The sequence below is a fragment of the Micromonospora marincola genome, assembly GCF_056150385.1.
In genome coordinates, this window is sequence record NZ_JAXCFT010000011.1 from 150,881 (window position 1) to 173,869 (window position 22,989).

Consider the following 22,989-nt stretch of genomic DNA (forward strand, 5'->3'; position numbering starts at 1 on the left):
CCGGTTTCCGGTTCTGCCTGGTCGCTGAACCTTCCACCGGAGACCTCGCCCACTTCCGATCTCGCGATGCGGCCCTAGAAGCCGGCGGAGATCCGGCTGAACTCCCAGTCGCTCTGGGCGATGCCGCTGCAGTTCGACACCACGCCGCCGCCGGCACAGCCGCGATCCCGGTTCACCGCCCAGAACGTGAACCGGGCGAGCCCGCTGCTCTTGGCGTAGTCACGGATCCGCGTCCAGGTAGCGGGGGTGGTGACCTCCTGCTGGTCGGACAGGCCGTTCATACCGGAGATGCCCATGTGGGCGTACGCCGTCTGGTCGTTCCAGCCGAACGTGGACTTCAGCTGGTTCTTCAGGCCCTCCGCGGCGTTGCGGGTGCTTGTGTACATGTCACTGCCGCCGCCGAAGTCGAACGGCATGATGGTGAAGACGTCCACGTTGGCGTTCAACGCCCGGGCCTGGTTGATGAGCCGGACGCCGTGCGCGTTGGGTCCACTCGTGGTCGTACCGAAGGTCAGGATCGTGGTCACGCCCGGGTTGTTGCGCTTGATGATGCCCAGGGCACTCACGATGCGGTCGGCGACCGTGTAGTTCTCGAATTCGTCGTAGTTCTCGATGTCGATGTCGATGGCCTTCAGGCCGAAGGTGTTGATGACCTTCTGGTACGCGCCGGCGAGGGCCTCCGGGGTGGAGCAGTTCGGGCCGAGCTTGTTGCCCTGCCAGCCGCCGATCGACGGGACGATTGTCGCGCCTGCCGCCTTGGCCTGGTTGATCCAGGACTCGTGGACGCCGCCGGTCAGGCCGCCCTCACCGTCCCAGACCGGGTTGCAGCCGTTCGCCAGCACGAACGCGACGGTGAACGCGCGGACGCCCTGACCGGTGATCGTCGAGGGCGCCGGCGGGTTGCCCCAGCCGGGATAGACGTACGGCGCCGCCGCCATCTTGCCGGCCGGCGGCGGGTTGGTCGGGCCGGTGGGCGGCGGGGTGGTCGGGGTGGTGCCGCCACAGGCGCCCTGGTTGGCCCAGACGTCCCACTGGCCGCTGTGCGTGGCCGGGTTCTCGTTCTGGGTCCACCACTTGGCCTGGTAGTTGACGCCCTGGTACGACGCCTGGCCGCCGGCGACGTAGACCTGGGACGCGGACCAGCCCGGGTAGCAGGCCGCAGCCGCGCTCGACGTGGACATCGGGACGATCGCGATCGCGGTGGCGGTGACCGTGACGGCGGCCAGGGCCAGGATCTTCTGCCTGAGTTTCATGACGCTCTCCTGCGGGGTTCAGGGAAGGGTGGTGAGATGGGGCCGGATGGTGGTGGCGAACCCGTTGCCGTTCGTGACGTCCCAGTTGATCGACCACGTCATGGCGCCACGGATTCCGGGGTAGGTGCGCGGCGGCTTGACGGAGCCGCAGTTGGTGCCCTTGGCGAGGCAGTCGAGGGCCTGGTTGACCACCGACGGGTTGACGTAGCCGCCGCCGGCGGCGCTGGGTGCGGCCGGGAGTCCGAGGGACACCTGGTCCGGCCGGAGCCCGTTCTCGAGTTGGATGCAGGCGAGCGCCACGAGGAAGTTGACCGACCCCTGGCCGTACGCGGCGTTGTTGTCGCAGCCCAGCATCGCACCGGAGTTGTAGAACTGGGTGTGGACGACGGTCAGGATGTCCTTGATGCTCAGCGCCAGTTGGAAGTACTGACCGCCGGTGCTCTGCATGTCGATGGTCTGCGGCGCCATCGTGATGATCAGGTTCGGGTTCGTCCGGCTGCGGATGTCCCGCAACGCCTGACCCATGTACGTCGCGTTGAGGCCGTTCTCCAGGTCGATGTCGACGCCGTCGAACCCGTAGGTTCCGATGAGGTTGACGATCGAGTTGGCGAAGTTCGTGGCGGCGCTGGAACTGGCGACCGAGACGGTGCCGCGCTCGCCACCGACCGAGATGACGACCTTCTTGCCACGCGCGTGCAGGGTGGCGACGTCGTTTGTGAAGTCGGCGTTGGTGTAGCCGCCGAGCGAGGCGCTCAGGCCCGCGTCGATGCTGAAGGAGACCGCGCCGGGCGTGCTCGTCGCGTCGGCGAACGCGACCGCGATCAGGTCGTAGTTGGCAGGTACGTCGCGGAGCCGGATCTCCCGGGCCGGGTTGTCGAAGTTCTGCCAGTAACCGGTGAGGAAGTGCTTCGGCAACTGACCGTTGCCGGTCGGCGGGGGCGTGGTGGGCGGCGGAGTGGTCGCGGGCGGTGGCGTGGTCGGGGGTCGCGTGGTGGGCGGTGGCGTCGTGGTCGGGGGTGGCGTGGTCGGCGGGGTGGTGCCGCCGCAGGCGCCCTGGTTGGCCCAGACGTCCCACTGGCCGCTGTGGGTGGCCGGGTTCTCGTTCTGGGTCCACCACTTGGCCTGGTAGTTGACGCCCTGGTAGGAAGCCTGCCCCCCACCGACGTAGACGGCGGACGACGACCAGGTGGGGTAGCAGGCGGTGGCCGCGGAGGCGGACGACGCCAGATAGACGGTGGCACCAGAGGCGGCCAGCACGGCGGCCAGGGCAAGGACGGCGGGGCGGCGCATGGGGGTGAGCCTTCCGGTTCGGATCGGACCGAGGCCCTTATTATTAGGACTGTTAACAGTAAAGGTCCAGAGTTTGACCGACTTGAATTTTTCTCGGACATGACACGATGGGCCGTGTCCTGCGCCGCCGGTGGCCGGGCACCACACTGATGGAGTCGGGATGTCAGAACTGGCCGGCACGCCGGTGCCGGAGTTGGCGAAACTGTGGACGCACGATCCGGTCACCGCCGGTCGGTATCGGCTGCTCGGCCGGCTGGGCGCGGGCGGACAGGGGGTCGTCTACCTCGGTGAGGACGACGCCGGCGAGCGGGTCGCGGTCAAGCTGATCAATGTCGACCTGAGTGATCCACGGGCGCGGTCGCAGTTCGTGAAGGAGATCGCCGCCGCACGCCGGGTCGCCCCGTTCTGCACCGCGCAGGTGCTCTTCGCCGACGTGGACGGCGAGTTGCCCTACGTGGTCAGCGAGTACATCGAGGGGCCGACCCTGCACCGGCACGTGCGCGAGCACGGCCCGGTGACCGGCAACGCCCTGCACCGGCTCGCGGTCGGCACGGCCACCGCGCTCGCCGCGATCCACGGTTCCGGGGTGGTGCACTGCGATTTGAAACCGGACAACGTGGTGCTGGGCAAGGACGGTCCGCGGGTGATCGACTTCGGCATCGCCCGCGCGTTGGGCGTCACCGAGACGGCGTCCAGCCGGGTCATGGGGACCACCGCGTACATGGCGCCGGAGCGGTTCCGCAACGACTCGGTCGGTCCGCCCTGCGACGTCTTCGCCTGGGCGGCCACGATCGCCTTCGCCGCCGGTGGTCGGCCGCCCTTCGGCAGTGACTCGCTCTTCGCCGTGATGCACCGGGTGATGCACGATCCGCCGGACCTGCCGGCGTTGCCGCCCGTGCTCGACGAGCTGATCCGGGAGTGCCTGGAAAAGGATCCGGCGGATCGGCCCGGCGCCGAGCGCGTGCTGGTGCGGCTGCTCCGGCAGGACGTCACGGCCACCGAGCCGCTACGTCGGGAGAGCCTGCTCGAGGTCGGCACCGAAACCGCTGGCGCGCCGACGCCGAACCACCCGCTCCCCCGGATCACGCCGACGACGCCACAGCCGCGCCCGACGCCGCCGAGGACCCCGACACAGCCGACGGTGCCGCCGACCCCGACACAGCCGACGGTGCCGTCCCAGGCCCGGCCGACCCAGCCGGCACACCTGCCGGTGACGACGCAGCCGGCCACGGAGCCCGGCGTCGGCGCCGGTCCTGACGGTGCGTGGCGGAGACTGCGGCATGAGGCCCCTGACGCCTGGGGCATTTCGACCGCGCTCTTCCTCGGTTCGGCCGGCGCCGCCGCCGGCTACGTCGCGTCGAGCGCGATCGGCCCGGCCGCCGTGGCCGGGGCGGTTGCCTTCGTCGTGGTCTACCTGGTTCGGCTACTTGTCGCGACGGCGGTCGGGGGGCGGTCCGACCGCGGGTGACTTCGCGGCAGGGGCCCGGGTCGCCGGCTGGCGCCGGATCGATAGGTTGACTGCCACAAGCGCCGGCCCAGGAGGACGCCCCGATGACCCCATCCGCTACGCGCACCCGGCAGTGGTTGCCCTACACCGCCGCCGTCACCGCCGGGCTGGTGGTCGTCGCCGGGGCGTACGTGTTCGTCCAGCAGCGCGAAGCGGGCAGCGAGGGAACCCGCACCGACTGCGCCACCACCCTCCAGGTCAACTCCTCGACGGAGAAGTCGGCTCTGCTCGTCGACCTGGCCGAGCGATACAACCGCAGCAGCCGGTCGATCGAGGGCGGCGGCTGCGCCCAGGTGCACGTCAGCGCGCTCAACTCGGGCCAGGCCACCGAGGCGCTGGCCGCCGGCTGGACCCGCACCGGCCTGCCGCAACCACAGGTCTGGTTGCCGACGTCGAGCCTGTGGACCGGCCAGCTCCGGCTGCTCGACCAGGCCGCCGGGCGGGCGCCGCAGACACCGGACCGATACCCGTCGATCGCGAACAGCCCGCTGGTGATCGCGATGCCGAAGCCCAAGGCCGAACTGGTACGCGAGCGCGGGCCGCTGGGCTGGGGGGAGATCCTGGGCCTCTCCGGGCGGGACGGGTGGGCGAGCTTCGGCAAGCCGGAGTGGGGCCGCTTCACCTTCGGCAAGGACAACCCCAACCTGTCCACCTCCGGGCTGGCGGCGACCATCGCCACCTACTACGCGGCGGTGCAACGCGCCAGCGACCTGACCCGGTCCGACCTGGCCGACCCCGCGGTCACCCAGTTCGTCCGCCGGATCGAGGCCAACGTGTCGCACTACAGCGACGACTCGGTGGACCTGCTGCGCAACCTCGCCGAGGCGGACCTGGCCGGCGGCGCGGGCAGCACGGACGACATGAGCGCCATCGTCCTCCAGGAGGAACTCGTCGACCTCTACAACACGGGTGCGCTGAGTCCTCGGGCGGACGGGCAGGAGCGGGGCCGCCGGCCGAACGTCCCGCTTGTCGCCGTCCACCCCAAGGAGGGCACGTTCAACCTGGACCACCCGTTCGTGGTGCTGCCCTCCGCCGACGAGCGGCAACGCGCGGCGGCGGCCGACTTCCGGGCCTTCCTGACCGAGGACGCCCAGCAGGAGAGCTTCGCCCGCCTCGGCTTCCGGGACCACGAGCGCCGAGCCTCGGCGGAGCTGCTCGCCTCCGTCGGCGCCGAGCCCACCGATGGACTGAACTACTTCGAGCCCCCGGACCCACAGGTGGTCGGCGCGATGCTCGACGGTTGGCGGACGCTCCGCAAGAAGGCCAACATCCTGATCGCCCTGGACACGTCCGGGTCGATGCAGGCGATGGTCGGCACCCGTACCCGTTTCCAGGTCGCCTCGGCGGCGGCGGGCAAGGGCCTCGCGCTGCTCAACACCGAGGACCGGGTGGGGCTCTGGTCGTTCTCCTCCGAGACGCCGAAGCAGCCGAAGGGCCCCTACCGGGAGCAGGTGCCGCTCGGCGAGTTCGACCGGAAGCGGATCAACAGCAAGATCGCCGGCCTGCAGGTCGACGGCGGCACCGCGCTCTACGCGACGGTCCGGGCCGCGCACCGGGCGCTGCTCGACAGGTACGACCCACAGCGGATCAACGCGATAGTCGTGCTTACCGACGGCAAGAACGAGTACGGCAAGGACAACGACCTGGCCCGCGTGCTCGCCGAGGTCGCCCTGGATCCGCAGCGTCCGGTGAAGGTGTTCTGCATCGCCTTCGACCGGGAGTCGGACTTCGCCACCCTGGACCGGATCGCCAAGGCGTCGTCGGGCAAGGCCTTCGACGCGACCGATCCCGCCAAGATCGATGAAGCGTTCGTGAATCTGGTCAGCAGCTTCTGACGCTCCCGGCCCGGCCCGGATGGGGCGGGCCATTCGGGCGGCCGGTCGGCCGCTGCTCCACACCGTTTCCCATGTCTACGGTGTAGACATGGGAACAACCGCCGACCGTCTGGTGGGCATTGCCCGCGACCTCGTCATCGCCGAGGGGCCCACCGCGGTGACCATGCGCCGGGTGGCCACCGCAGCCGGGATCACCCCGATGGCGATCTACCGCCACTATGCCAACCGCGAGGCGCTGCTGCGGCGCGTCGCCGACGAGACGTTCAGCGACATCTCGAAGCAGTGGGCCAACCGCCAACCGGGTCCCGGCAATCTCATCGCCGACCACCTTGACGATCACCTCGACTTCGCTCTCGGCCAGCCGAAGCTGTACGACTTCGTCTTCACCGATCCGCGCGAGGGCGCACGTCGGTTCCCCGACGACTTCCGCGACGGCGGCTCGCCGTCGCTGTCCCTGGTCGCCGACGCGCTGCGCAACCAGGGCCTCGGCGACGGCGACGATCTCCTGGAGATGGCACTTGCCGTCGGGGCCCTGATACACGGCCTGGTGCGGCTGTACCACGGCGGTCGGATCGCCATGTCCCCGGCCGAGTTCCGCGCGCTCTGCCACCGACTAGTAGGGAGGACGTTCGATGTACACAAGTGAGCCCGCGTCGGCACCGATGCGGGTGCCAGATTTTGCCCGCGACGGCCACGCGGCAGGTGAGAGATGATCGCGGCGCGCTATGTGACGGGCATGATCGACGCGTTCGACAGGTACGGCGACCGGACCGCGTTGGTATCGGCGGACCGGAGCATCGGATATCGCGAGCTGCTGGCCGTCACCTACCGGCTGGCCCGGGCGCTGCGGACACAGGGAGTGGAGCGCGGCAGCGGCGTCGTCTGCCTCGTCACCAACACCCCGGAGGCGCTGCTCCTACGGCTCGCGTGCCATGTGCTCGGCGCCCGGTACGTCGCCGTACAGCTCAATGCCCTGACCGAGGATCTCGAACACATTCTCGCCGACGCCGACCCGGCCGTCGTCGTCTTCGACCCCCGGGGGACCCCGCCGGACCAGCCCGTTCCGCTTGTCGCGGAACGTGCCGGCGTGCGGCTCGTTCTCGCGCTCGGTCCGTCCGCGGCGAGGACCGACCTCCTGGCGCTGGCGGCGACGCAGCCGGCGACGCCGATCGCCGTCGCGGCCGAGGAAGGCGACGTCGCAGGCATCTGCTACACAAGCGGGACGACAGGCGCCCCCAAGGGGGTGGCGTGCACCTTCGCCGCCCTCGCGGCGGCGTCCGAGGCCAGCGCCCGGACGGCGGCCGGCCTCCCGCTGCCGGACGGACTCCGGTTCCTCGCCGCCACCTCCATCGCCTACGCGGTAGGTGATCTCGCCGTGCAGATGCTCGTCCTCGGCATCGCGGTGGAGTTGCACGAAGAGTTCGACGCGGGCGCGTTCTGGGCGGCCGTACGGCGTTCGAGTCCGGTCGCCACCTTCCTGTACCCGCCGCAGCTCTACCAGTTGCTCGACCATCCCGACGCACCCACCGGGCCCGGCAGCAACCTCGCCCTGGTCGTGTACGGCAGCTCACCCGTCGCGCCCCGCCGACTGCGCCAGGCGATCGAGCTGCTCGGCCCGATCTTCCTGCAGGGTTACGCGCAGACCGAGGTCACCTCGGTCACCATCCTGACGCCCGAGGATCACCTGGCGGCGGTGACCGACAGGCCACAGTTGCTGGCTTCGGTCGGCCGCCCGGTGCCCGGCTGCACCGTCTCCATCGTGGACTCGCAGGGACGCGACCGGGCGCCGGGAGAGGTGGGCGAGGTCTGCGTACGCTCGGCGTCGGTGATGACCGGGTACTGGCGCCAGCCGGAGCTGACCGCCCAGGTCATCCGGGACGGCCGACTGCACACCGGTGACCTCGGCTACCTCGACGACGACGGTTACCTCTACCTGGTCGGCCGACTCCGGGACATGATCATTGTCAATGGCCGGAACTGCCACGCGGCGCCGATCGAGGCCGTCCTGACCGGTCATCCGCAGGTGCGGCAGGCGGCCGTGGTCGGCGTGCCAAGTGACGAGACGGGTGAGGCGGTGCACGCGTTCGTCGTACGCGCGCCGGGCAGTCCGACGGGCGCGGCCGGACCGGGCAACCAGGCGGAGCGTGTCGAGGCGGAGCAACTGCGGGCCCTCGTCACGGACCAGCTCGGCGTGCTACGCGCGCCGGCAGCGGTCACCTTCGTCGACGACATACCGCTCACCGCCGCCGGCAAGCCTGACAAGAAGGCTCTGCGGGCCAGCCTGGACGCGACGCTTGCGGGTGCGCGGTGAATACCTCATCGGTGGTCGAAGCCCCGGCGGTACGGCGGCTCGAGCTGACGGAGGTGGAGCGCGACGCGCTCGGCCGGCTGGTCGACGCGTTCACCGCCACCGACCGGTCGGCGGATCCGCTCACCTTCGCCGATCTGGCGCCCGCGTACGCCGCGCGGCTGCCGGAGCGGGTGCGGGAGTTTCTGGGGCAGGTTCGCGCGGACGAGGCGCCGGTGTCCGTGATATCCGGACTTCCGCTCCAGGCCCTTCCGCCGACGCCGCTCGACTGGACGGCCGCCGCGGACGGCGTCGGTCGACGGGAGGAGCTGTTGCTTGTGCTGTGCGGTCTGCCGCTCGGCGAGCCGTTCGGCTGGGCGGCGCAGCAGGGCGGGCGGCTCGTACACGATGTCTGTCCGTCCCCGGCGATGGAACGGTCCCTGACGAGCGCGTGTAGCGCGTCACCGCTGTCGCTGCACACCGAGGACGGGTTCCATCCGTGCCGCGGCGACTATGTCTCACTGCTGTGCCTGCGCAACCCCGACGCCGTACGGACGACGTTCGTCCGGCTGGCGTCCCTCGGTCTTCCCGAAAAGCTCCAGAAGGTCCTTCAGGATTCCCGGTTCCGGTTCCTGCCGGACGACGCGCACGTGGGCGGCGCCGGCGCCGAACGTCTTCGCGTCGACCCGGCCGGTACGGGGCTCGACCCGATCATCTTCGGCCCCCCGGAGCACCCCTATCTGAGGTTCGACGCGGACTTCACCGCCGTCGAGGACGGCGACGACGAGGCGGCGGCGGCGATGGCGGACCTGGACGAGCAGCTCAGCGCCGCGACCGAGTCCATCGCGCTGGTCCCCGGCGACCTGCTGTTCATCGACAACTACCAGGTCGTGCACGGCCGGGCGCCGTTCCGGGCCCGCTATGACGGCACCGACCGCTGGCTCAAGCGGCTGAATCTGATCCGGGACCTCCGCCGGATCTACGCCGCCGCTGACACCCGTTCCCGGATCATCCGATGACCGCCCAACGATCGGCGAGCGACGTGACCGCCATGGAGCTGCGCGCCGTGGCCTACGACCATCCGGACGCCGTCGCGCTGGTGTCCATGCTGCAACGCCACTACCTGGCGGTTTACGGTGAGGAGGATCCCCGGCACGGGGATCCCGGTGAGTATCTTCCGCCGCGCGGTCTCTTCCTGGTCGGCTACCTCGACGGGCGTCCCGTGGCCTGTGGTGGTTGGCGCGCGAAGGACGCCGGCAGATGGGGCTTCCAGGACGGCGACGCCGAACTCAAGCGCGCATACGTCGTCGAGGAACTGGCCGGCCTGCAGATGCTTGGCGCTGCCCACCGCATCCTCACGGCGGTGGAGAGCGCGGCGGTTCGCGCGGGACGCCGGCGCGCGATACTTGACGCCGGCGTCAAACAGGTCACCGCGCTGAGGTTCTTCGAGCGGGCCGGATACACCCGGATCCCGAACTACGGGGTCTACCGCGATGACCCGCAGACCGTCTGCTACGCCAAGGCGCTGCGATGAGCGCCCCGGTGGGCGCCCCCGGCCCGAGTGCCGCCGCCACACCGGCGACGATGGCCGGGCTCGTCTTCCGGCCGCTGGCGACGTTGCGGTCGTTGGCCAGGTACGGCGATGCCGTGGAGCTGCCCCTCTATCCGGGGCGCCGGCTCTTCGTCCTGAGCGGGTCCCGACACGCCGAACACGTCCTGGCTCGCCGTCAGGACAACTACGTCAAGGCCTTCACCTACCGGTCGATGCGGGCGGTGCTCGGCACCGGGCTGCTGTCAAGTGAGGGCGAGACCTGGCGCCGCCATCGCCGAGTGCTGCAACCGGTGTTCACCCGCCGCAGTGTCGCGGGCTTCGCACCACAGATCGTCGACGCGACCCGGCAGTTGCTCGACTCCTGGGATCGACATCGCGATGGCACGCAGATCGAGGTGTCCGGAGAGGCAAGCGCGCTGGCCCTGGACATCGTCGGCCGAGTTCTGTTCAGCACCGACATGACCGGCCGCACCGGCGAGATCGCCCACGCCCTCACGTTCCTGCTGCCCGCCGTCGCGATCGGCACCTACCTGCCGTTCCTCTGGGGGCCGCGCAGCACCCGGGCGATCCAGGCGGCAAGCGGACGCTTCGGCGGACCGCTCGCCGCGATCGACCGGCCGGTGCGCCAGCTCATCGCCGAGCGGCGGGCGACGCCCACCGTCGACGGACCGGCCGACCTGCTGGACCACCTGCTCACCGCGCGTGACGAGGGCCAGGCCCGACTGACCGATGCGGAGATCCGCGATGAGGTGACCACGTTCATGCTGGCCGGGCATGAGACGACGGCGACGACTCTGAGCTGGTGCCTGGCGCTGCTGTCGGCCCACCCGGCCGTTCGGGACCGGCTGGAACACGAGGTGGACGCGGTCCTTGCCGGCCGCGAGCCACAGGCCGCCGACGTGGAGAAGCTCAGTTGGACCACCGCCGTCGTGAACGAGGCGTGGCGGTTGTACCCGCCGGTGTGGACCACCGAGCGGGAAGCCGTACGGTCCGACGTCGTCGAGGGGATACCGATCCCGGTGGGGAGCACCGTCGCGGTGCCCGCGTACCTGGTGCACCGCAACCCCGCCATCTGGCCCGACCCCGAGCGCTACGACCCCACCCGCTTCCTGTCCGACGCTGACCGCGACCGCTACGCCCATATCCCGTTCGGCGGCGGCAGGCGCGCCTGCATCGGCGCCGGCTTCGCGCAGTTGGAGGCGGTGCTGGTGCTCGCGATGATGACCCAACGCTACCGGCTGGAGCTGACCGCCGGGCTGCCCCGCCCACTGGCCAGCGCCACCCTTCGCCCAGGTCGACGGCTGCCGATGCGTCTGACGCGTCGGTCATGAGCCCGGACACCGGCCCGACCGTTGGAAAGGACGAACCCAGATGAGCAGCCTTGCCGTCAGCCGGGAACTGCTTCTCGGTTGGCTTGACGCTCCGTCGACAGAGCGTGGCGTGCGGTTCCACGAGGATGGACAGGACTGGTCGCGTCATACCTACGAGGATCTGGCGGAGCGCGCGTTGCGCGCCGGCGCCGCCCTGGCCGACGCCGGGGTACGCCGCGACGAGGTGGTGCCGCTGGTGCTGCCGTCCGGCCCGGACTTCGTCGCCAGCTTCTTCGGACTCCTCGCCATCGGCGCCACCCCGTCGGTGCTGCCACTGCCCGCTGCGCTTCAGGACACGGCGGGCTACGAGACGCAACTGCGGGCCATCGCCGCCGCGGTACGACCCCGGTTCGCGATCGCGTCGGACGACAACCGCGACGCGTTGCTGGCCGGCGTCCACCAGGCCGGCCAGAGGACCACCATCCTGGCGCCGAGCTACGGCGACGCCGCGGCGGTACCGCGTGCGCACGGGGAACTGGCCGTCCTGCAGTTCACCTCGGGCTCGCAGGGACGCCCGCAGGGCGTGCGGATCACCGTCGACAACCTGGCCGCGAATCTCCGGATGATCCAGCGCTGGCAGGGCATCACGGACCGCGGCGGGGTCTCCTGGCTGCCGCTCTATCACGACATGGGTCTCATCGGTGGGCTGCTGACACTTGTGACCCTGCAGACGGAACACGCGATGATGCGGCCCCAGCAGTTCGTCCGCGACACGCGGGGCTGGCTCGCCGAGTACGGCGGTGGCAGGTACGCCCAGATCTTCATGCCGAACTTCGGCTTCGAGCGTGTCGTCGACCGGGTCAAGCCGGACGATCTGGTCGGGCTCGACTTCTCCGGCGTCACGTCTGTGGTCAGCGGGGCCGAACGGATCAACCCGGCGGCGCTGGCGCGATTCGCCGCGCTGCTGCAACCGCACGGTTTCGACAGCCGCGCGCTGACCCCCGCCTACGGGCTCGCCGAGGGCACCCTCGCGGTCACCGGCGTGTCCCGACACGAACCGGTGCGGATGGTCCGCACCAACGCGCCGGGCCGGAACCTTGACGACAAGGTCGAGGTGACCGGAAGGGCGGTCCTCACCACCGACCTGGTGTCTGAGCCGTGGGCCTGGCAGGTGAGCTGCGGTCGCCCGCTCGACGGCCTGCGGGTGGACGTGGTCGATGAGGACGGGCAGCCCCAGCCGGACGGCGTGTTCGGGGAGATCTCCGTACAGGGCCCTTCGGTGACCGCCGGCTACGCCGACGCCACGTCGCGGGACGGCGCCCGACTGGTCGGAGGGTGGCTGCGTACGGGCGACGCCGGCTTCTTCCACGACGGCGACCTGTACGTGGTCGGCCGCCTCGGGGACAGTGTGAAACTTCGTGGGCGCAGCATCTTCGTCGAGGACGTGGAGCTGGATCTGCGCGCCCGTACCGGAATCGCGCCCCGCAACCTCGTCGTGGCCGGCGGCATCGTCGACGGCCGGCCGACGTTGCTTGTGGTGGTGGAGCGGGATCTGGGTGACCAGCTCGACGTGGTCGTCGAGGCGGTCCGCACCTTCACCGGCTCCGCCGTCCGGGTGCTGATCCTGCGGGCCAGGCGCGGCACCATCCCCTTGACCTCCAGCGGCAAGCCCCGCCGTCGCCTGCTGTGGCGCCGCCACCTCGCCGGGCAGTTGACCGGAGAGTGGCTCGGCGACCCTCCGGCGCCGAGCCACACCGACACCGACACCGACACCGACACCGACCAGCAGAATCGGGAGGCAGGCCGTGAGCCCGTCGCACGCTAGCGCCCCCGCCGTCATCCCACTGACCGGCGAGGCGCCGGACCGGCCGCTGTTCGCGGATGGTCCCTTCGGCCCTCGCGTCGACGCCGCCCGGGCACGGGCCGCGGAGTCGATCGGCGCCGCTTTCGCCCCGCACACGGCGGCCAACGAGCGCGGCGTGTTTCCCCGCGAGGTGCTTGCCGACCTCGGACGCAGTCGGTTGTTGCGGCAACGCTGGCACCCGGGCCCCTTCGGTGACGCCGGCCTCGGTGTGCTCATCGCGGAGGAGAGCGGCAGGTACGGTCACGCGGGCCTGTCGGTCGGGTTGAGTCTCTGCCTGGAGACGGTCGGTTCGATCCTCGTGCGCTACGGCGACTCACCACTGCTGCAGGAATATCTCGACGGGCTCCTCGACGGGAGGCTTGTCGGCTGCTTCGGGGCCTCCGAGCCGACCGGGGGTTCCGACCTCACCGGCATGCGCACCGCCGCCCGGCGGGTGCCCGGCGGCTGGCGGGTCACGGGTGAGAAGAAGTACCTGTCGCTCGGCCTGGTATGCGACTTCGCGCTGCTGCTGTGCCGGATCGAGGATGACAGCGGCGGAGCCGACGGCGGCCTCGGCGTGTTCGCCGTACCCGCCTCGGCGTTGTCGATCCGCAAACGGCTGCGCAAGGTCGGCACCTCGGCACTTGACACCACCTGGATGGCGATCGACGCCACGGTGCCGGACGAGGCGCTCGTCGGTCGGCCCGGCGCTGGTCTCCTCGTGGCGACCTGGGGGCTGAGCCACGAGCGGCTGTCCATCGCCGGGCAGACCGTCGGCGCGGTTGCCGCGGCCACCGGCCTCGCCACCGCACACCTGCACAGGCGGGAACAGTTCGGCCGGCCGTTGCTCCAGCACCAGGCGCTCCGGTTGCGGCTGGCCGACCTGTCCGCACGGCTGCTGTCGTTGCGGTTCGCCGTCTACTCGGCGGCGCAGGGCATCCCTGTCACCGGCGCCTGTGGACCTCGGGAGACCGCCGCGCTCAAAGTCACCGCCACGCGCTTCGCCGAAGAGGCGATGAGCGAGTGCATGCACCTGTTCGGCGGTGCCGGCTACCTCGAGGACGCGACCCCGCTCGGCCGGATGTGGCGGGACACCAGGCTGGGCCGGATCGGCGCCGGCACCGACGAGATGATGTGGGAGTTGGTGGCAAGCGGCATGATTCCCGATTTCGTCGGCTACGACGAACTGGTCGACCTCGGATGACGACGTACTCCTTCCGCGCCCAACCATCAACCTGTGAAAGGTGAAGAACATGACCACACGAGCCGTCCCGGTGACCGAGGCCGACGTCATGTCGGCACTCGATGCGATCTTCCTGGAGATCAAGCGGGTCCGCCGGGAACTGCGACCGGAGGACCACCTGGTGAAGGACCTGGACATCGATTCGCTTGCCGCGCTGGAACTGTTGATCGCGCTGGAGGCCCGCTTCAGCGTCAACCTCCTGAACGACCCCCGCGCATCCACCGTGGCCACGGTCGCCGAACTGGTCGACGTCATCCGTCGCCAGGCCGCGTCACGTTGAGGCGCCACGCGGGCTGCGCTCGTCGGCGTCGGCGCGTCGCGCGGACCACCGACAACAGCACGAGCACCGCACCCACACCCATCCCGACCGGCATCCAGCGCGCCGGACCGCTGGCCGGGTCGATCGTTTCGGCGATCCAGTCGCCGAGGATGTCGGTGCGGGCGCTGAGGTCGGGGCCGGGATGTGGACATCCCGGGCCGGTGCTGACGACCGCTACCAGGACGGCCGTGCCGTCCGCCTGCTCCCGGAAGTAGGGGCCGCCCGAGTCGTGCGGGCAGGGGCTGGTGTCCGCACGAGGCTGCCGGCCGGAGGTCTCGATGACGTCGGCACGGACCCGACCGACGGTGAACCGGCCGGTCTGGAGCCGGCCCGCCGGGACGAGTCCGTCGGCGGTGGGCGAGCCGTACCCGGTCAGCCGGAGCACTTCACCCGCCACCGGCGGGGTGTCGGCGAGCCGCAACGGCGCCACGCCGGTGATCGCGGTGTCGAGTTCGACCAGGGCCACGTCGACGGTGTCCGCCTGGCGGACCGCGACCACCGTCGCCTCGTACCCGGCCCGAACGGCGAGGTCCGTGCGCCCGACCGTGACCGTGGTCCGGTCGGCGACGACACGGCTGACCCGCTGACCGTCCGGTGCCCGGAAGCAGTGCCCGGCAGTGATCACCCAGCGTGGGGCGATCAGCGCGCCGGAGCACCAACTGTCCCGGGTGCCGCCGCCGGGCACGGGCAGACCGGTCATGGTCAACCGGACCGAGAACCGGTACGGGCCGTCAGCCGCGTCCTCGCCGTGCGCGATCGCCGACGCCGGCCGGGCCGAAACGGGAGCGACGGCAACCACGGTGCCGGTCAGGGCGACCATGGCACACTTCGTGAGGAATCGGAACACGGGCTCACCAGCCTGTACGAACGGGGGCAGGAACGCTCCAATGATGAGACTCCGGTTGTCGGCGGAGCGTACGCGGCGCCCTTATCGGTTCTTTATCCGCTAGCTGGCAGCCTTGCGGGCGGCGGTTCCGGGCACGACCGGCGACGGAGAGGAGAACCGTGCGGGTGCTCATGGCGGACGACGAGCGGATGCTCGCCGACACGGTGGCCGAAGGGCTGCGCCGGTTGTCCATCGCGGTCGACGTGGCATATGACGGTGACAGCGCCATGGAGCGGCTCGCGGTGAACCGCTACGACGTGGCCGTCCTCGACCGGGACATGCCGGGGCAGACCGGCGACGAGGTGTGCCGGTGGATCGCCGGGTCCGGCACCGGCACCCGGGTGCTGCTGCTGACCGCCGCGGCCGGCATCCGCCAACGCGTCGAGGGTCTCGGCCTCGGCGCGGACGACTATCTGACCAAGCCGTTCGCCTTCGCCGAACTCGTCGCCCGGGTGCAGGCGCTGTACCGGCGCTCGACCCCGGCGCTACCTCCGGTGCTCGAGCGGGACGGGATCGTGCTGGACATCAGCCGGCACACGGCCTCCCGCGACGGGCTGACGCTCTCGTTGTCGCCGAAGGAGTACGCCGTCCTGCACGTGCTGATGCGGGCCGACGGCCGGGTGGTAAGCGCCGAGGAACTGCTGGAGCAGGCCTGGGACGAGCACACCGATCCGTTCACCAACACGGTACGGACCACCGTGATGACCCTGCGCCGCAAGCTCGGAGATCCGCCGGTGATCCACACGTTGCCGCGCGTCGGCTATCGGCTCAGGGCATGAGTCTCCCCTCGCCGGCCCGGCGGATGCTCCTGGTCTTCGGGCTGCTCCTGCTTCTCGCGCCGTTCGTGACGACGGTGGCCGAGCTGCTGCTGGCGCTGTGGCGGGAGTTCGGCCCGTCCTGGTGCGCCACACCCGGGTTACGGGCGCCGGGAAACGACGCCTCATTCGTCTGCGTACAGGTGTTCCGGCGGCCCCGCATCCCCATGGTGATTGCGGTGACGGTCGTGTTGCTGGGCCTCCTGGCCGCCGGCTACCCGGCCGCGCGCTGGTGCCTGCGTCCGCTGCGGGACCTCGTGCCGGTGATCGCCGATGTCGGACCACAGAACCTGGGCCACCGGCTGAAGCCCGGCCCGGGCCGCGACGAGCTGACCGTTCTGGGCCGTGCCATCGACGAGATGATGGACCGGATCGCGGTGGGTTACGAGGCCCAGCGCCGGTTCGCCGCGGACGCGTCCCACGAACTGCGGACCCCACTCGCCGTTCAGCGCACCCTGATCGAGGTCGGCATGGCGCGCACTCTCAGCGATGATCAGCTCGCGCTGCTCACCGCGCAGCTACTCGAGACCAACGAGCGCAACGAACGGCTGATCGAGGGGCTGCTGGTGCTCAGCGAGAGCGATCGTGGTCTGCAGATGCGCGTCCCACTGCGGCTCGACCGGATCGTCGCGACGGTGCTCGACGCCCATCGGGCCCGGGCCGAGGAGGCCGGCGTCACGATCATCAGCCGGCTGAGCCCTCGACTGGTCGCCGGTGAACAGGCGCTACTGGAACGACTGGTCGTCAACCTCGTGCAGAACGGCCTGAAGTACAACCGACCCGGGGGCACCCTGGAGGTGCGGGTGGGCAAAGACCCGGCGCTCGTCGTCAAGAACACCGGCGACGACGTACCCCCGGACGAGGTCGCCGCCCTGTTCGAGCCGTTCCGGCGCAGGTCCGGCAGGCGCATCGACCACAGCGGCGGCGCGGGCCTCGGACTGGCGATCGCCCGCTCGATCACCCGGGCGCACGAGGGCATCATCACCGCGTCCTCCACCGGCCGGGACGGGCTGCGGATCCAGGTGACGTTCCCAGCGGTGGACAAGAACCCAGCGGACGCGGCCGGCGACTGAGCCGCGGCGACCCCGCCGACGGCTGCCGGCACCTCGGACTCCGACTCACCTACCAGCCGCTTCGTCGGCGTACTCCACCAGGTTGGCCCGGAGCGCCGCGATCTCGTCGGCGCCGAAGCCCTCCATCGTCAGCCAGGCGGCGACGCCGCCGTGCCGCTCCTGCACCCGCGCCAGGAAGTGTCGCATCGTGGCGGGCTCGGCGGTGTGCGCCTCCTCGGGCAGCGACGCGATCCGCTTCTCCCAGGCCGGCAGCACCCGCGTCTGGTTCCGGATGGCCACCAGATGCTCCCGCGAGCGTGCGTAGTCCTCGATCACGTCGCCGGGACGCACTCCGAGCGCGGCGAGCAGCACGGCGACGACCACGCCGGTGCGGTCCTTGCCCGCGGTGCAGTGCACAAGCAGCGGATGGTCGCGGGCGTCCACCGCGTGCCGCACCGCCGCGATGATCGTCCGGGCGGACACGACGAGCATGTCGGCGTAGTGCTCGGCCAGGCGCACGCTGGGGTCCGGATGCACCGGCCGCAGGCTCGACCGGCCGAACGGCAGGTGCATGACGCGCAGCCCGCTGGTGAGGCGGTCCCGTTCGCTGGTTTCCGCGATCTCCCGGCGGCCACGCAGGTCGATCCGGATCCGGATGCCCGTCGCCGCGCGGAAGACCTCCGCCTCGTCCGGACCGAGGAAGACCGGGGTGGCGCTGCGGTAGAGCGCGCCGGAGCGCACCCGCCCGCCCTCGACTGTCGGTAGGCCGCCGAGGTCCCGGAAGTTCAGCGGGGCGGGACGGCTCATCCGACGGCGAGCAGGCGGTCGATGAGTTCCTCCCGCTGGGTTGCCGGCCCGTCGAACAGCAGCTCGCTGCTCTTGGCCCGCTTGAAGTAGAGGCCGATCGGGTGCTCCCAGGTGAAACCGATGCCGCCGTGCACCTGCACGGCGGTGGCGGTGACCCGGAAGTACGCCTCGGAGCAGAACGCCCGCACGGTCCGGGCCTGAACGGCGAAGGCGTCGTCGTCGAGGGTGTCGTCCACCGCGAGCACGAGCGACCGCATCGATTCCACGTCGAGCAGGCGTTCGGCGCACAGGTGCTTGACCGCCTGGAAGCCCCCGACCGGGCGGCCGAACTGTTCCCGGGTCAACGCGTGTTCGACAGTCAGCTCCAGCGCACGGGCCGCGCCGCCGGCCTGCTCCGCGGCAAGCGCGACCATCGCCTGGTCACGTACCCGGGCCACCACCCCGGCCGCCTGCCCGGGTTGGCCGAGCCGCCGCGCCCGGACGCCGTCGAACCGCACCACCGCCTGCCGTCGGGTCGGGTCCAGCACTTGCGACGGCGCCACGGTCACCCCCACCTCGGCCGGGTCCACGGCCAGCACGTCGACGCCGTCGGCGGTCCCGGCGACCACGAGCAGGAGCGACGCCGCCTCGGCGTCGACGACGTGGGCCGCCGTGCCGTCCACCAGCCAGGTCCCGTCCGCGCCGGTCCTGCCCCGCAGGTCGCCCCGGAGCGGGACGGCCGTGCGCAGGGACCCGTCGGCGATCCGCGGCAGCCAGTCGGCGCGGGCCCGCTCGTCGCCGAGGCGCAGCAACAGCTCGGCCCCGAGAGCCACGGTGGCGAAGTACGGGCCGCCGTACAGGACCCGGCCGAGTTCCTCGAACACGAGCCGCGACTCCGCGCCGCCGAACCCCTGCCCACCGTACGCCTCGGGAATGGCCACGCCGGGCAGTCCCAGCTCGTCCGCCATCCGCTGCCAGGTCGCCGGATCGAAGCCCACCGGATCGGCCATGAGCCGCCGGACCTCGGACTCCGGTGACATCTTCGCCAGGAAGCCGCGCAGCGACCGGCGGAAGTCGTCCTGTTCGTCGCTCACCGGGTCGCCTCCCAGGTGTCCCAGTAGACGACGGACTCCAGCGGACTACGCCGGGCCTCGCCCCAGCGGCCGGTCGGGACGCCGACCGGGATCAGCGCCCAGGTGATCGCGTCCGGCGGCAGGCCGAGCACCTCGCGCACCTCGTCGGCGGCGTGCCGGTGCGTGGTGGTCAGTGTCGTGCCCAGGCCCAGCGCCCGCGCCGCAAGCATCAGGTTCTGCACCGCCGGGTACACCGACGACGGCTCGTCCACGGTCGTCACCGGCACGATCAGGGCCGGCGCCTCACCCATGTGCTCGGCCAGGTGGTCCGCCGAGCGCAGCATCCGGGCCTGCCGCTCGGCCGCCTCGGGGTCGGTCGGCACGCGGTCGTCGTACCGTCGGCGGACCGGCGCCCAGCAGGCCCGGTAGATCTCGCCGAGCCGGGCGCGCCGCGCGGCGTCGGTGACCACCACCCAGCGCAGCCACTGCGCGTTGCCGCCGGACGGCGCGCAGTGGGCCGCGGCCAGGATGGTCCACAGTTGTTCGTCGGTGACCGGCACGGTGGGATCCAGCCGGCGCATCGCGCGCGTGGTCCGGATCGCCTCGAAGACGTCCAAGGGTCAGGCTCCTTCGGCGGAGTGCATCAGGCGGCGTTCCAGACTGGGGGTCGCCGAGATCAGGGCGCGGGTGTAGTCCGACTCCGGGCGGGTCAGCACCCGATCGGTCGGCCCGTGCTCCATCACGGTGCCGTCGCTCAGCACCAGGACCCGGTCGGCCAGGTGGCTCACCACGGCGATGTCGTGCGAGATGAAGACGATCGCGATGCCGAGGTCGGCGCGGACCTGGTTGAGCAGGTTGAGCACGGTGGCGCGCACCGACACGTCGAGCGAGGACACCGCCTCGTCGCAGACCAGCACCGTCGGTTCGGCCGCCAGCGCGCGGGCGATCGAGACGCGTTGACGCTGGCCGCCGGAGAGCTGTGTCGGGCGACGGTCCGCGTCGGCCTCGCTGAGCCCGACGTAGCGGATGTATTCCATCGACGGTTCGCGGAACCGGCGCGACAACCGGCGGTTGACCGCTTTCACCTCGGCCATGGAACGCCATACCGGCAGCCGCGGGTTCAACGCCCCGGCCGACTCCTGGACGATCATCTGCACCGACCGGGGTCCGCCGGCGAGGTGCTCGACGGTGCCCTCGGTGGGGGGCAGGAAGCCGGCGATGATCCGGCCCAGCGTGGACTTGCCGGAGCCGGATTCGCCGACGACGCCGAGCACCTCGCCGCGCGCCAGATCCAGGCTGACGTCGGAGAGCACCCGGTGGGCCCGCTGGCCGGCACCGTAGTCCTTGGACACGTTCTCCACCCGCAGGACCTGGTTCATCGACACACCTCCGCCCGGTCGGCGCCGGTGGCCGGGGTGGTCCCGCCGAGCGGGTGCCGGCACCGCACCAGGCTCTCCTCGACGGGCCGCAGGTCGGGGTGCTCCCGGCAGTCGTCGGCGGCCCGGGCGCACCGGGGCGCGTAGTTGCACCCGCCGCCGGTCCAGCCGCCCGGCCGGTCGGCGGTGATCTCCGGGAAGGTCCGCAGCCGGTCGCCCCCGAGCCTCGGCACGCAGTCGAGCAGCGCCTGCGAATAGGGATGTCGCGGCCGGCTCAACATCGCGTCCACCGCGCCGACCTCCTTCACCTCGCCGCGGTAGAGCACCATCACCCGGTCACTCACGTCGCCGAGCACGCCCAGGTCGTGGCTGATGAAGACGGCGCTCAGCCCGCGTGCGGCGACCAGTTCCCGGATCAGGACAAGGATGTCCTTCTGCAGCGAGACGTCGAGCGCCGTGGTGGGCTCGTCGGCGAGGACCACATCGGCCTCGCAGCTGAGCGCCATCGCGATCATCACCCGCTGGCACATGCCCCCGGAGAGCTGATGGGGGTAGCTGTCCAGGACCCGGTCCGGGTCGAGCCGGACGTCGCGCAGCGCCACCGCCGCCCGCTGCCGGGCCTCGCTCCGGCTTGCGGGCAGGTGCGCCCGGATGACCCGGACGATCTGGTCGCCCACCCGGCGCATCGGGTGCAGCGCGGAGACGCTCTCCTGGAAGATCATCGCGACCCGCCGGCCGCGGATGGCGCGGAGCTGGCGGCCCCGGAGCCCGACCAGTTCCTGGTCGTCGAGACGGATGCTTCCGGTCACCTCGGCGTCCGGCGGCAGCAGGCCCAGCGCGGCGAGGGCGATGGAGGACTTGCCGCTGCCGGACTCCCCCGCCATGCCGAGGACCTCACCGCGTCCGACCGTGAAGGAGACGTCGCGCACCGCGGGCTCGGGGCTCCCCGCGAACCTGATGCTCAGGTCGCGGATCGTCAGGGCCGCCTGCTCCGCGCCTGTCACTTGCGGGCCACCGTCGACATGTCCGGGCGACCGCTGGCGTTCGGCTCGTAGCCGGCCACCTGGTCGGACAGCCCGACGATCATCGGTACGGTGAACAGCGGCGCGAACGGCGCGACCTCGGCGACCTTCTTCGCCAGTTCGGTGGCCGCCGCCTTGCGCGGCTCGAAGTCGAACGTGGTGAGCAGCTTGTCCTGCAACGGCGCGGTGCCGAAGTCGGTCTTGCCGGCGTTGTAGAAGGAGTCCGGGTTGAGCAGGCGGCCGTAGGTGATCGCCGGGTCGGCGTGGCCGGTCCAGCCGGACAGGAAGCACGGCGCCTGGTCCTTGGCCCAGAACGCCTCGGTCGCCGCGGCGGCGGTCTCGGACTGAATGGTGACGTCGATGCCGATCTTCTTCAGCGAGTCGATGATGATCGGGCCGCTGGTCTCGTAGTTCAGGCCCGGGAAGGTCAGGCACTTCATGGCCACCCGCTTGCCTCCGGTGGCCTGGGCGACAAGCGCCTTGGCCTTCGCCTCGTCGTAGGCGTAGGTGGGCGTGATCGACGCGTCGTGATACGGGTGTGTCGGCGGCAGCGCCGTCCAGGTCACCTCGGCGGCATCACCGCTTGCGGCCTTGCGGACGACCTCCCGGTCGAGCGCGTAGTTGATCGCCTGCCGGACCTCCACCTTGTCGGTCGGTGGCAGTTTCGCGTTAAAGTTGATCATGGTCTCGGAGTACGCGGGGCCGACGACCACCTGCTTGCCCGGCACCGTCTTCAGCTTCTCCACACTCAGCGGCGGCACCGAGACCGCCACGTCGACGACGTTGCTCTGGAACGCCGTCACCATGGCCTGCGGATCCTTGAACACCTGCCAGTTGAGCGTGGGCGCCGCGCCCTTGTCCCCCCAGTACGCGTCGTTGCGCTTGTAGTTGACCGCGGCACCGGTCTGCAGGCTCTCCAGCGTGTACTTCCCCGCCCCGACCGGGCGGGCGGCGAAGTCCTTGCCCTCCTTCTGCACGGCGGTCGGCGAGACGATCATCCCGGCCCGGTCGCTCAACGCCGTCGGGATCGAGGAGTCCGGCTTGCTCATCGCGAGCACCACGGTGTTCGCGCCCTCGGCGGTGATCGTGGAGACGCTGGCGATGTCCTTGCCGTTGGCGGACGCCTTGAACCGTTCCATGCTCGCCTTCACGGCGGCGGCGTCCAGCTTCGTGCCGTCGGAGAACGTGACACCCTCGCGCAGCGCGAGCGTGATCGAGGAGCCGTCGTCCGCGACCTTCCAGGAGGTGGCCAGGCCAGGGCCGAGTTCGCCGGTCTTGGGGTCGCCGACCAGCAGCCGGTCGTAGATCAGGTTCAGGTGCGGATAGTCGTAACCCGACGAGCTGACGGTCGGGTCCAGCGAGGTCGGGAAGTTCACCGTGCCGATCTTCACCGGTCCGGCGGTGGACGAGTTGTTTCCGGAGTCGCCGGACCCGCAGGCGGACACGGCGCCGAGGACGAGGATGCCGACGGCGAGGACGGTGGTAGGTGTGCGACGGTCGAATATGGTCATTGCTGCTCCTCATGCACGGGACGGGTGAG

General features: G+C 71.0%; 21 protein-coding genes. 12 read left to right on the forward strand and 9 right to left on the reverse strand.

The window, feature by feature from the left end; genetic code table 11:
* Positions 1–74 precede the first annotated feature (74 nt).
* Both SM450_RS22235 and SM450_RS22240 read right to left on the reverse strand, forming a co-directional pair.
* Positions 75–1,253 (reverse strand): carbohydrate-binding protein, encoded by a 1,179-nt coding sequence (locus SM450_RS22235; protein WP_474621685.1) that lies wholly within the window; start codon positions 1,251–1,253, stop codon positions 75–77.
* Between the two features lie 18 nt (positions 1,254–1,271).
* Positions 1,272–2,543 (reverse strand): chitinase, encoded by a 1,272-nt coding sequence (locus SM450_RS22240; RefSeq protein ID WP_474621686.1) that lies wholly within the window; start codon positions 2,541–2,543, stop codon positions 1,272–1,274.
* 160 nt (positions 2,544–2,703) lie between these two features.
* Here SM450_RS22240 and SM450_RS22245 point away from each other — a divergent pair, with 160 nt between their 5' ends.
* The 10 genes from SM450_RS22245 (at position 2,704) to SM450_RS22290 (ending at position 14,400) form a co-directional block, all read left to right on the forward strand.
* Positions 2,704–4,011 (forward strand): serine/threonine-protein kinase, encoded by a 1,308-nt coding sequence (locus SM450_RS22245; protein ID WP_474621687.1) that lies wholly within the window; start codon positions 2,704–2,706, stop codon positions 4,009–4,011.
* An 83-nt stretch (positions 4,012–4,094) separates the two neighbouring features.
* Entirely contained in the window at positions 4,095–5,885 is a 1,791-nt protein-coding gene (locus SM450_RS22250) for a vWA domain-containing protein (RefSeq protein WP_474621688.1), read from the forward strand.
* A gap of 88 nt (positions 5,886–5,973) precedes the next feature.
* On the forward strand, positions 5,974–6,531 hold the full coding sequence (locus SM450_RS22255) for a TetR/AcrR family transcriptional regulator (protein ID WP_474621689.1): 558 nt from the start codon (positions 5,974–5,976) through the stop codon (positions 6,529–6,531).
* A 63-nt stretch (positions 6,532–6,594) separates the two neighbouring features.
* Positions 6,595–8,196, forward strand: coding sequence for an AMP-binding protein (locus tag SM450_RS22260; RefSeq protein ID WP_474621690.1), 1,602 nt, complete (start codon positions 6,595–6,597; stop codon positions 8,194–8,196).
* Complete coding sequence (locus tag SM450_RS22265; RefSeq protein ID WP_474621691.1) at positions 8,193–9,191, forward strand: TauD/TfdA family dioxygenase; 999 nt, start codon at positions 8,193–8,195, stop codon at positions 9,189–9,191. Before SM450_RS22260 ends, SM450_RS22265 begins: the two co-directional genes overlap by 4 nt.
* Entirely contained in the window at positions 9,188–9,706 is a 519-nt protein-coding gene (locus tag SM450_RS22270; protein ID WP_474621692.1) for a GNAT family N-acetyltransferase, read from the forward strand. Before SM450_RS22265 ends, SM450_RS22270 begins: the two co-directional genes overlap by 4 nt.
* A complete protein-coding gene (locus tag SM450_RS22275; RefSeq protein WP_474621693.1) occupies positions 9,703–11,055 on the forward strand; it encodes a cytochrome P450 in 1,353 nt (450 codons plus the stop codon). The genes SM450_RS22270 and SM450_RS22275 overlap by 4 nt, the downstream gene beginning before the upstream one ends.
* 40 nt (positions 11,056–11,095) lie before the next feature.
* The gene (locus SM450_RS22280; RefSeq protein ID WP_474621694.1) at positions 11,096–12,859 is read left to right on the forward strand and encodes an AMP-binding protein; all 1,764 of its coding nucleotides are present in this window, start codon (positions 11,096–11,098) and stop codon (positions 12,857–12,859) included.
* Positions 12,840–14,081, forward strand: a complete 1,242-nt coding sequence (locus tag SM450_RS22285; RefSeq protein WP_474621695.1) for an acyl-CoA dehydrogenase family protein — start codon at positions 12,840–12,842, stop codon at positions 14,079–14,081. Before SM450_RS22280 ends, SM450_RS22285 begins: the two co-directional genes overlap by 20 nt.
* Before the next feature lie 49 nt (positions 14,082–14,130).
* The gene (locus tag SM450_RS22290; RefSeq protein WP_474621696.1) at positions 14,131–14,400 is read left to right on the forward strand and encodes a phosphopantetheine-binding protein; all 270 of its coding nucleotides are present in this window, start codon (positions 14,131–14,133) and stop codon (positions 14,398–14,400) included.
* On the opposite strand, the gene SM450_RS22295 is transcribed toward SM450_RS22290, so the two are convergent.
* Positions 14,372–15,259 (reverse strand): S1 family peptidase, encoded by an 888-nt coding sequence (locus SM450_RS22295; protein WP_474621697.1) that lies wholly within the window; start codon positions 15,257–15,259, stop codon positions 14,372–14,374. The two genes, SM450_RS22290 and SM450_RS22295, sit on opposite strands and share 29 nt — an antisense overlap.
* Positions 15,260–15,444: 185 nt before the next feature.
* On the opposite strand from SM450_RS22295, the gene SM450_RS22300 reads away from it, so the two are divergent.
* A complete protein-coding gene (locus tag SM450_RS22300) occupies positions 15,445–16,104 on the forward strand; it encodes a response regulator transcription factor (RefSeq protein ID WP_474621698.1) in 660 nt (219 codons plus the stop codon).
* Positions 16,101–17,213, forward strand: a complete 1,113-nt coding sequence (locus SM450_RS22305) for a sensor histidine kinase (protein WP_474621699.1) — start codon at positions 16,101–16,103, stop codon at positions 17,211–17,213. The genes SM450_RS22300 and SM450_RS22305 overlap by 4 nt, the downstream gene beginning before the upstream one ends.
* 45 nt (positions 17,214–17,258) lie before the next feature.
* Here SM450_RS22305 and SM450_RS22310 read toward each other — a convergent pair whose 3' ends face one another.
* The 6 genes from SM450_RS22310 to SM450_RS22335 are packed head-to-tail and all read right to left on the reverse strand — an operon-like array spanning position 17,259 to position 22,960.
* On the reverse strand, positions 17,259–17,999 hold the full coding sequence (locus tag SM450_RS22310; RefSeq protein ID WP_474621700.1) for a tyrosine-protein phosphatase: 741 nt from the start codon (positions 17,997–17,999) through the stop codon (positions 17,259–17,261).
* On the reverse strand, positions 17,996–19,072 hold the full coding sequence (locus SM450_RS22315; RefSeq protein WP_474621701.1) for an acyl-CoA dehydrogenase family protein: 1,077 nt from the start codon (positions 19,070–19,072) through the stop codon (positions 17,996–17,998). Before SM450_RS22315 ends, SM450_RS22310 begins: the two co-directional genes overlap by 4 nt.
* Positions 19,069–19,668, reverse strand: a complete 600-nt coding sequence (locus SM450_RS22320) for a nitroreductase family protein (RefSeq protein ID WP_474621702.1) — start codon at positions 19,666–19,668, stop codon at positions 19,069–19,071. Before SM450_RS22320 ends, SM450_RS22315 begins: the two co-directional genes overlap by 4 nt.
* 3 nt (positions 19,669–19,671) lie before the next feature.
* Positions 19,672–20,430: an ABC transporter ATP-binding protein gene (locus SM450_RS22325; RefSeq protein ID WP_474621703.1), complete on the reverse strand. Its 759-nt coding sequence runs from the start codon at positions 20,428–20,430 to the stop codon at positions 19,672–19,674.
* Positions 20,427–21,431: an ABC transporter ATP-binding protein gene (locus SM450_RS22330; RefSeq protein WP_474621704.1), complete on the reverse strand. Its 1,005-nt coding sequence runs from the start codon at positions 21,429–21,431 to the stop codon at positions 20,427–20,429. The genes SM450_RS22325 and SM450_RS22330 overlap by 4 nt, the downstream gene beginning before the upstream one ends.
* The gene (locus SM450_RS22335; RefSeq protein WP_474621705.1) at positions 21,428–22,960 is read right to left on the reverse strand and encodes an ABC transporter substrate-binding protein; all 1,533 of its coding nucleotides are present in this window, start codon (positions 22,958–22,960) and stop codon (positions 21,428–21,430) included. Before SM450_RS22335 ends, SM450_RS22330 begins: the two co-directional genes overlap by 4 nt.
* Positions 22,961–22,989: the final 29 nt, after the last annotated feature.

Excerpts from the sequence above, each read along its gene's own strand:
- SM450_RS22235 (WP_474621685.1), bottom strand. The coding sequence starts at position 1,253 with ATGAAACTCAGGCAGAAGATCCTGGCCCTGGCCGCCGTCACGGTCACC.
- SM450_RS22240 (WP_474621686.1), bottom strand. The coding sequence starts at position 2,543 with ATGCGCCGCCCCGCCGTCCTTGCCCTGGCCGCCGTGCTGGCCGCCTCT.
- SM450_RS22245 (WP_474621687.1), top strand. The coding sequence starts at position 2,704 with ATGTCAGAACTGGCCGGCACGCCGGTGCCGGAGTTGGCGAAACTGTGG.
- SM450_RS22250 (WP_474621688.1), top strand. The coding sequence starts at position 4,095 with ATGACCCCATCCGCTACGCGCACCCGGCAGTGGTTGCCCTACACCGCC.
- SM450_RS22255 (WP_474621689.1), top strand. The coding sequence starts at position 5,974 with ATGGGAACAACCGCCGACCGTCTGGTGGGCATTGCCCGCGACCTCGTC.
- SM450_RS22260 (WP_474621690.1), top strand. The coding sequence starts at position 6,595 with ATGATCGCGGCGCGCTATGTGACGGGCATGATCGACGCGTTCGACAGG.
- SM450_RS22270 (WP_474621692.1), top strand. The coding sequence starts at position 9,188 with ATGACCGCCCAACGATCGGCGAGCGACGTGACCGCCATGGAGCTGCGC.
- SM450_RS22275 (WP_474621693.1), top strand. The coding sequence starts at position 9,703 with ATGAGCGCCCCGGTGGGCGCCCCCGGCCCGAGTGCCGCCGCCACACCG.
- SM450_RS22280 (WP_474621694.1), top strand. The coding sequence starts at position 11,096 with ATGAGCAGCCTTGCCGTCAGCCGGGAACTGCTTCTCGGTTGGCTTGAC.
- SM450_RS22290 (WP_474621696.1), top strand. The coding sequence starts at position 14,131 with ATGACCACACGAGCCGTCCCGGTGACCGAGGCCGACGTCATGTCGGCA.
- SM450_RS22295 (WP_474621697.1), bottom strand. The coding sequence starts at position 15,259 with ATGGTCGCCCTGACCGGCACCGTGGTTGCCGTCGCTCCCGTTTCGGCC.
- SM450_RS22305 (WP_474621699.1), top strand. The coding sequence starts at position 16,101 with ATGAGTCTCCCCTCGCCGGCCCGGCGGATGCTCCTGGTCTTCGGGCTG.
- SM450_RS22310 (WP_474621700.1), bottom strand. The coding sequence starts at position 17,999 with ATGAGCCGTCCCGCCCCGCTGAACTTCCGGGACCTCGGCGGCCTACCG.
- SM450_RS22325 (WP_474621703.1), bottom strand. The coding sequence starts at position 20,430 with ATGAACCAGGTCCTGCGGGTGGAGAACGTGTCCAAGGACTACGGTGCC.
- SM450_RS22335 (WP_474621705.1), bottom strand. The coding sequence starts at position 22,960 with ATGACCATATTCGACCGTCGCACACCTACCACCGTCCTCGCCGTCGGC.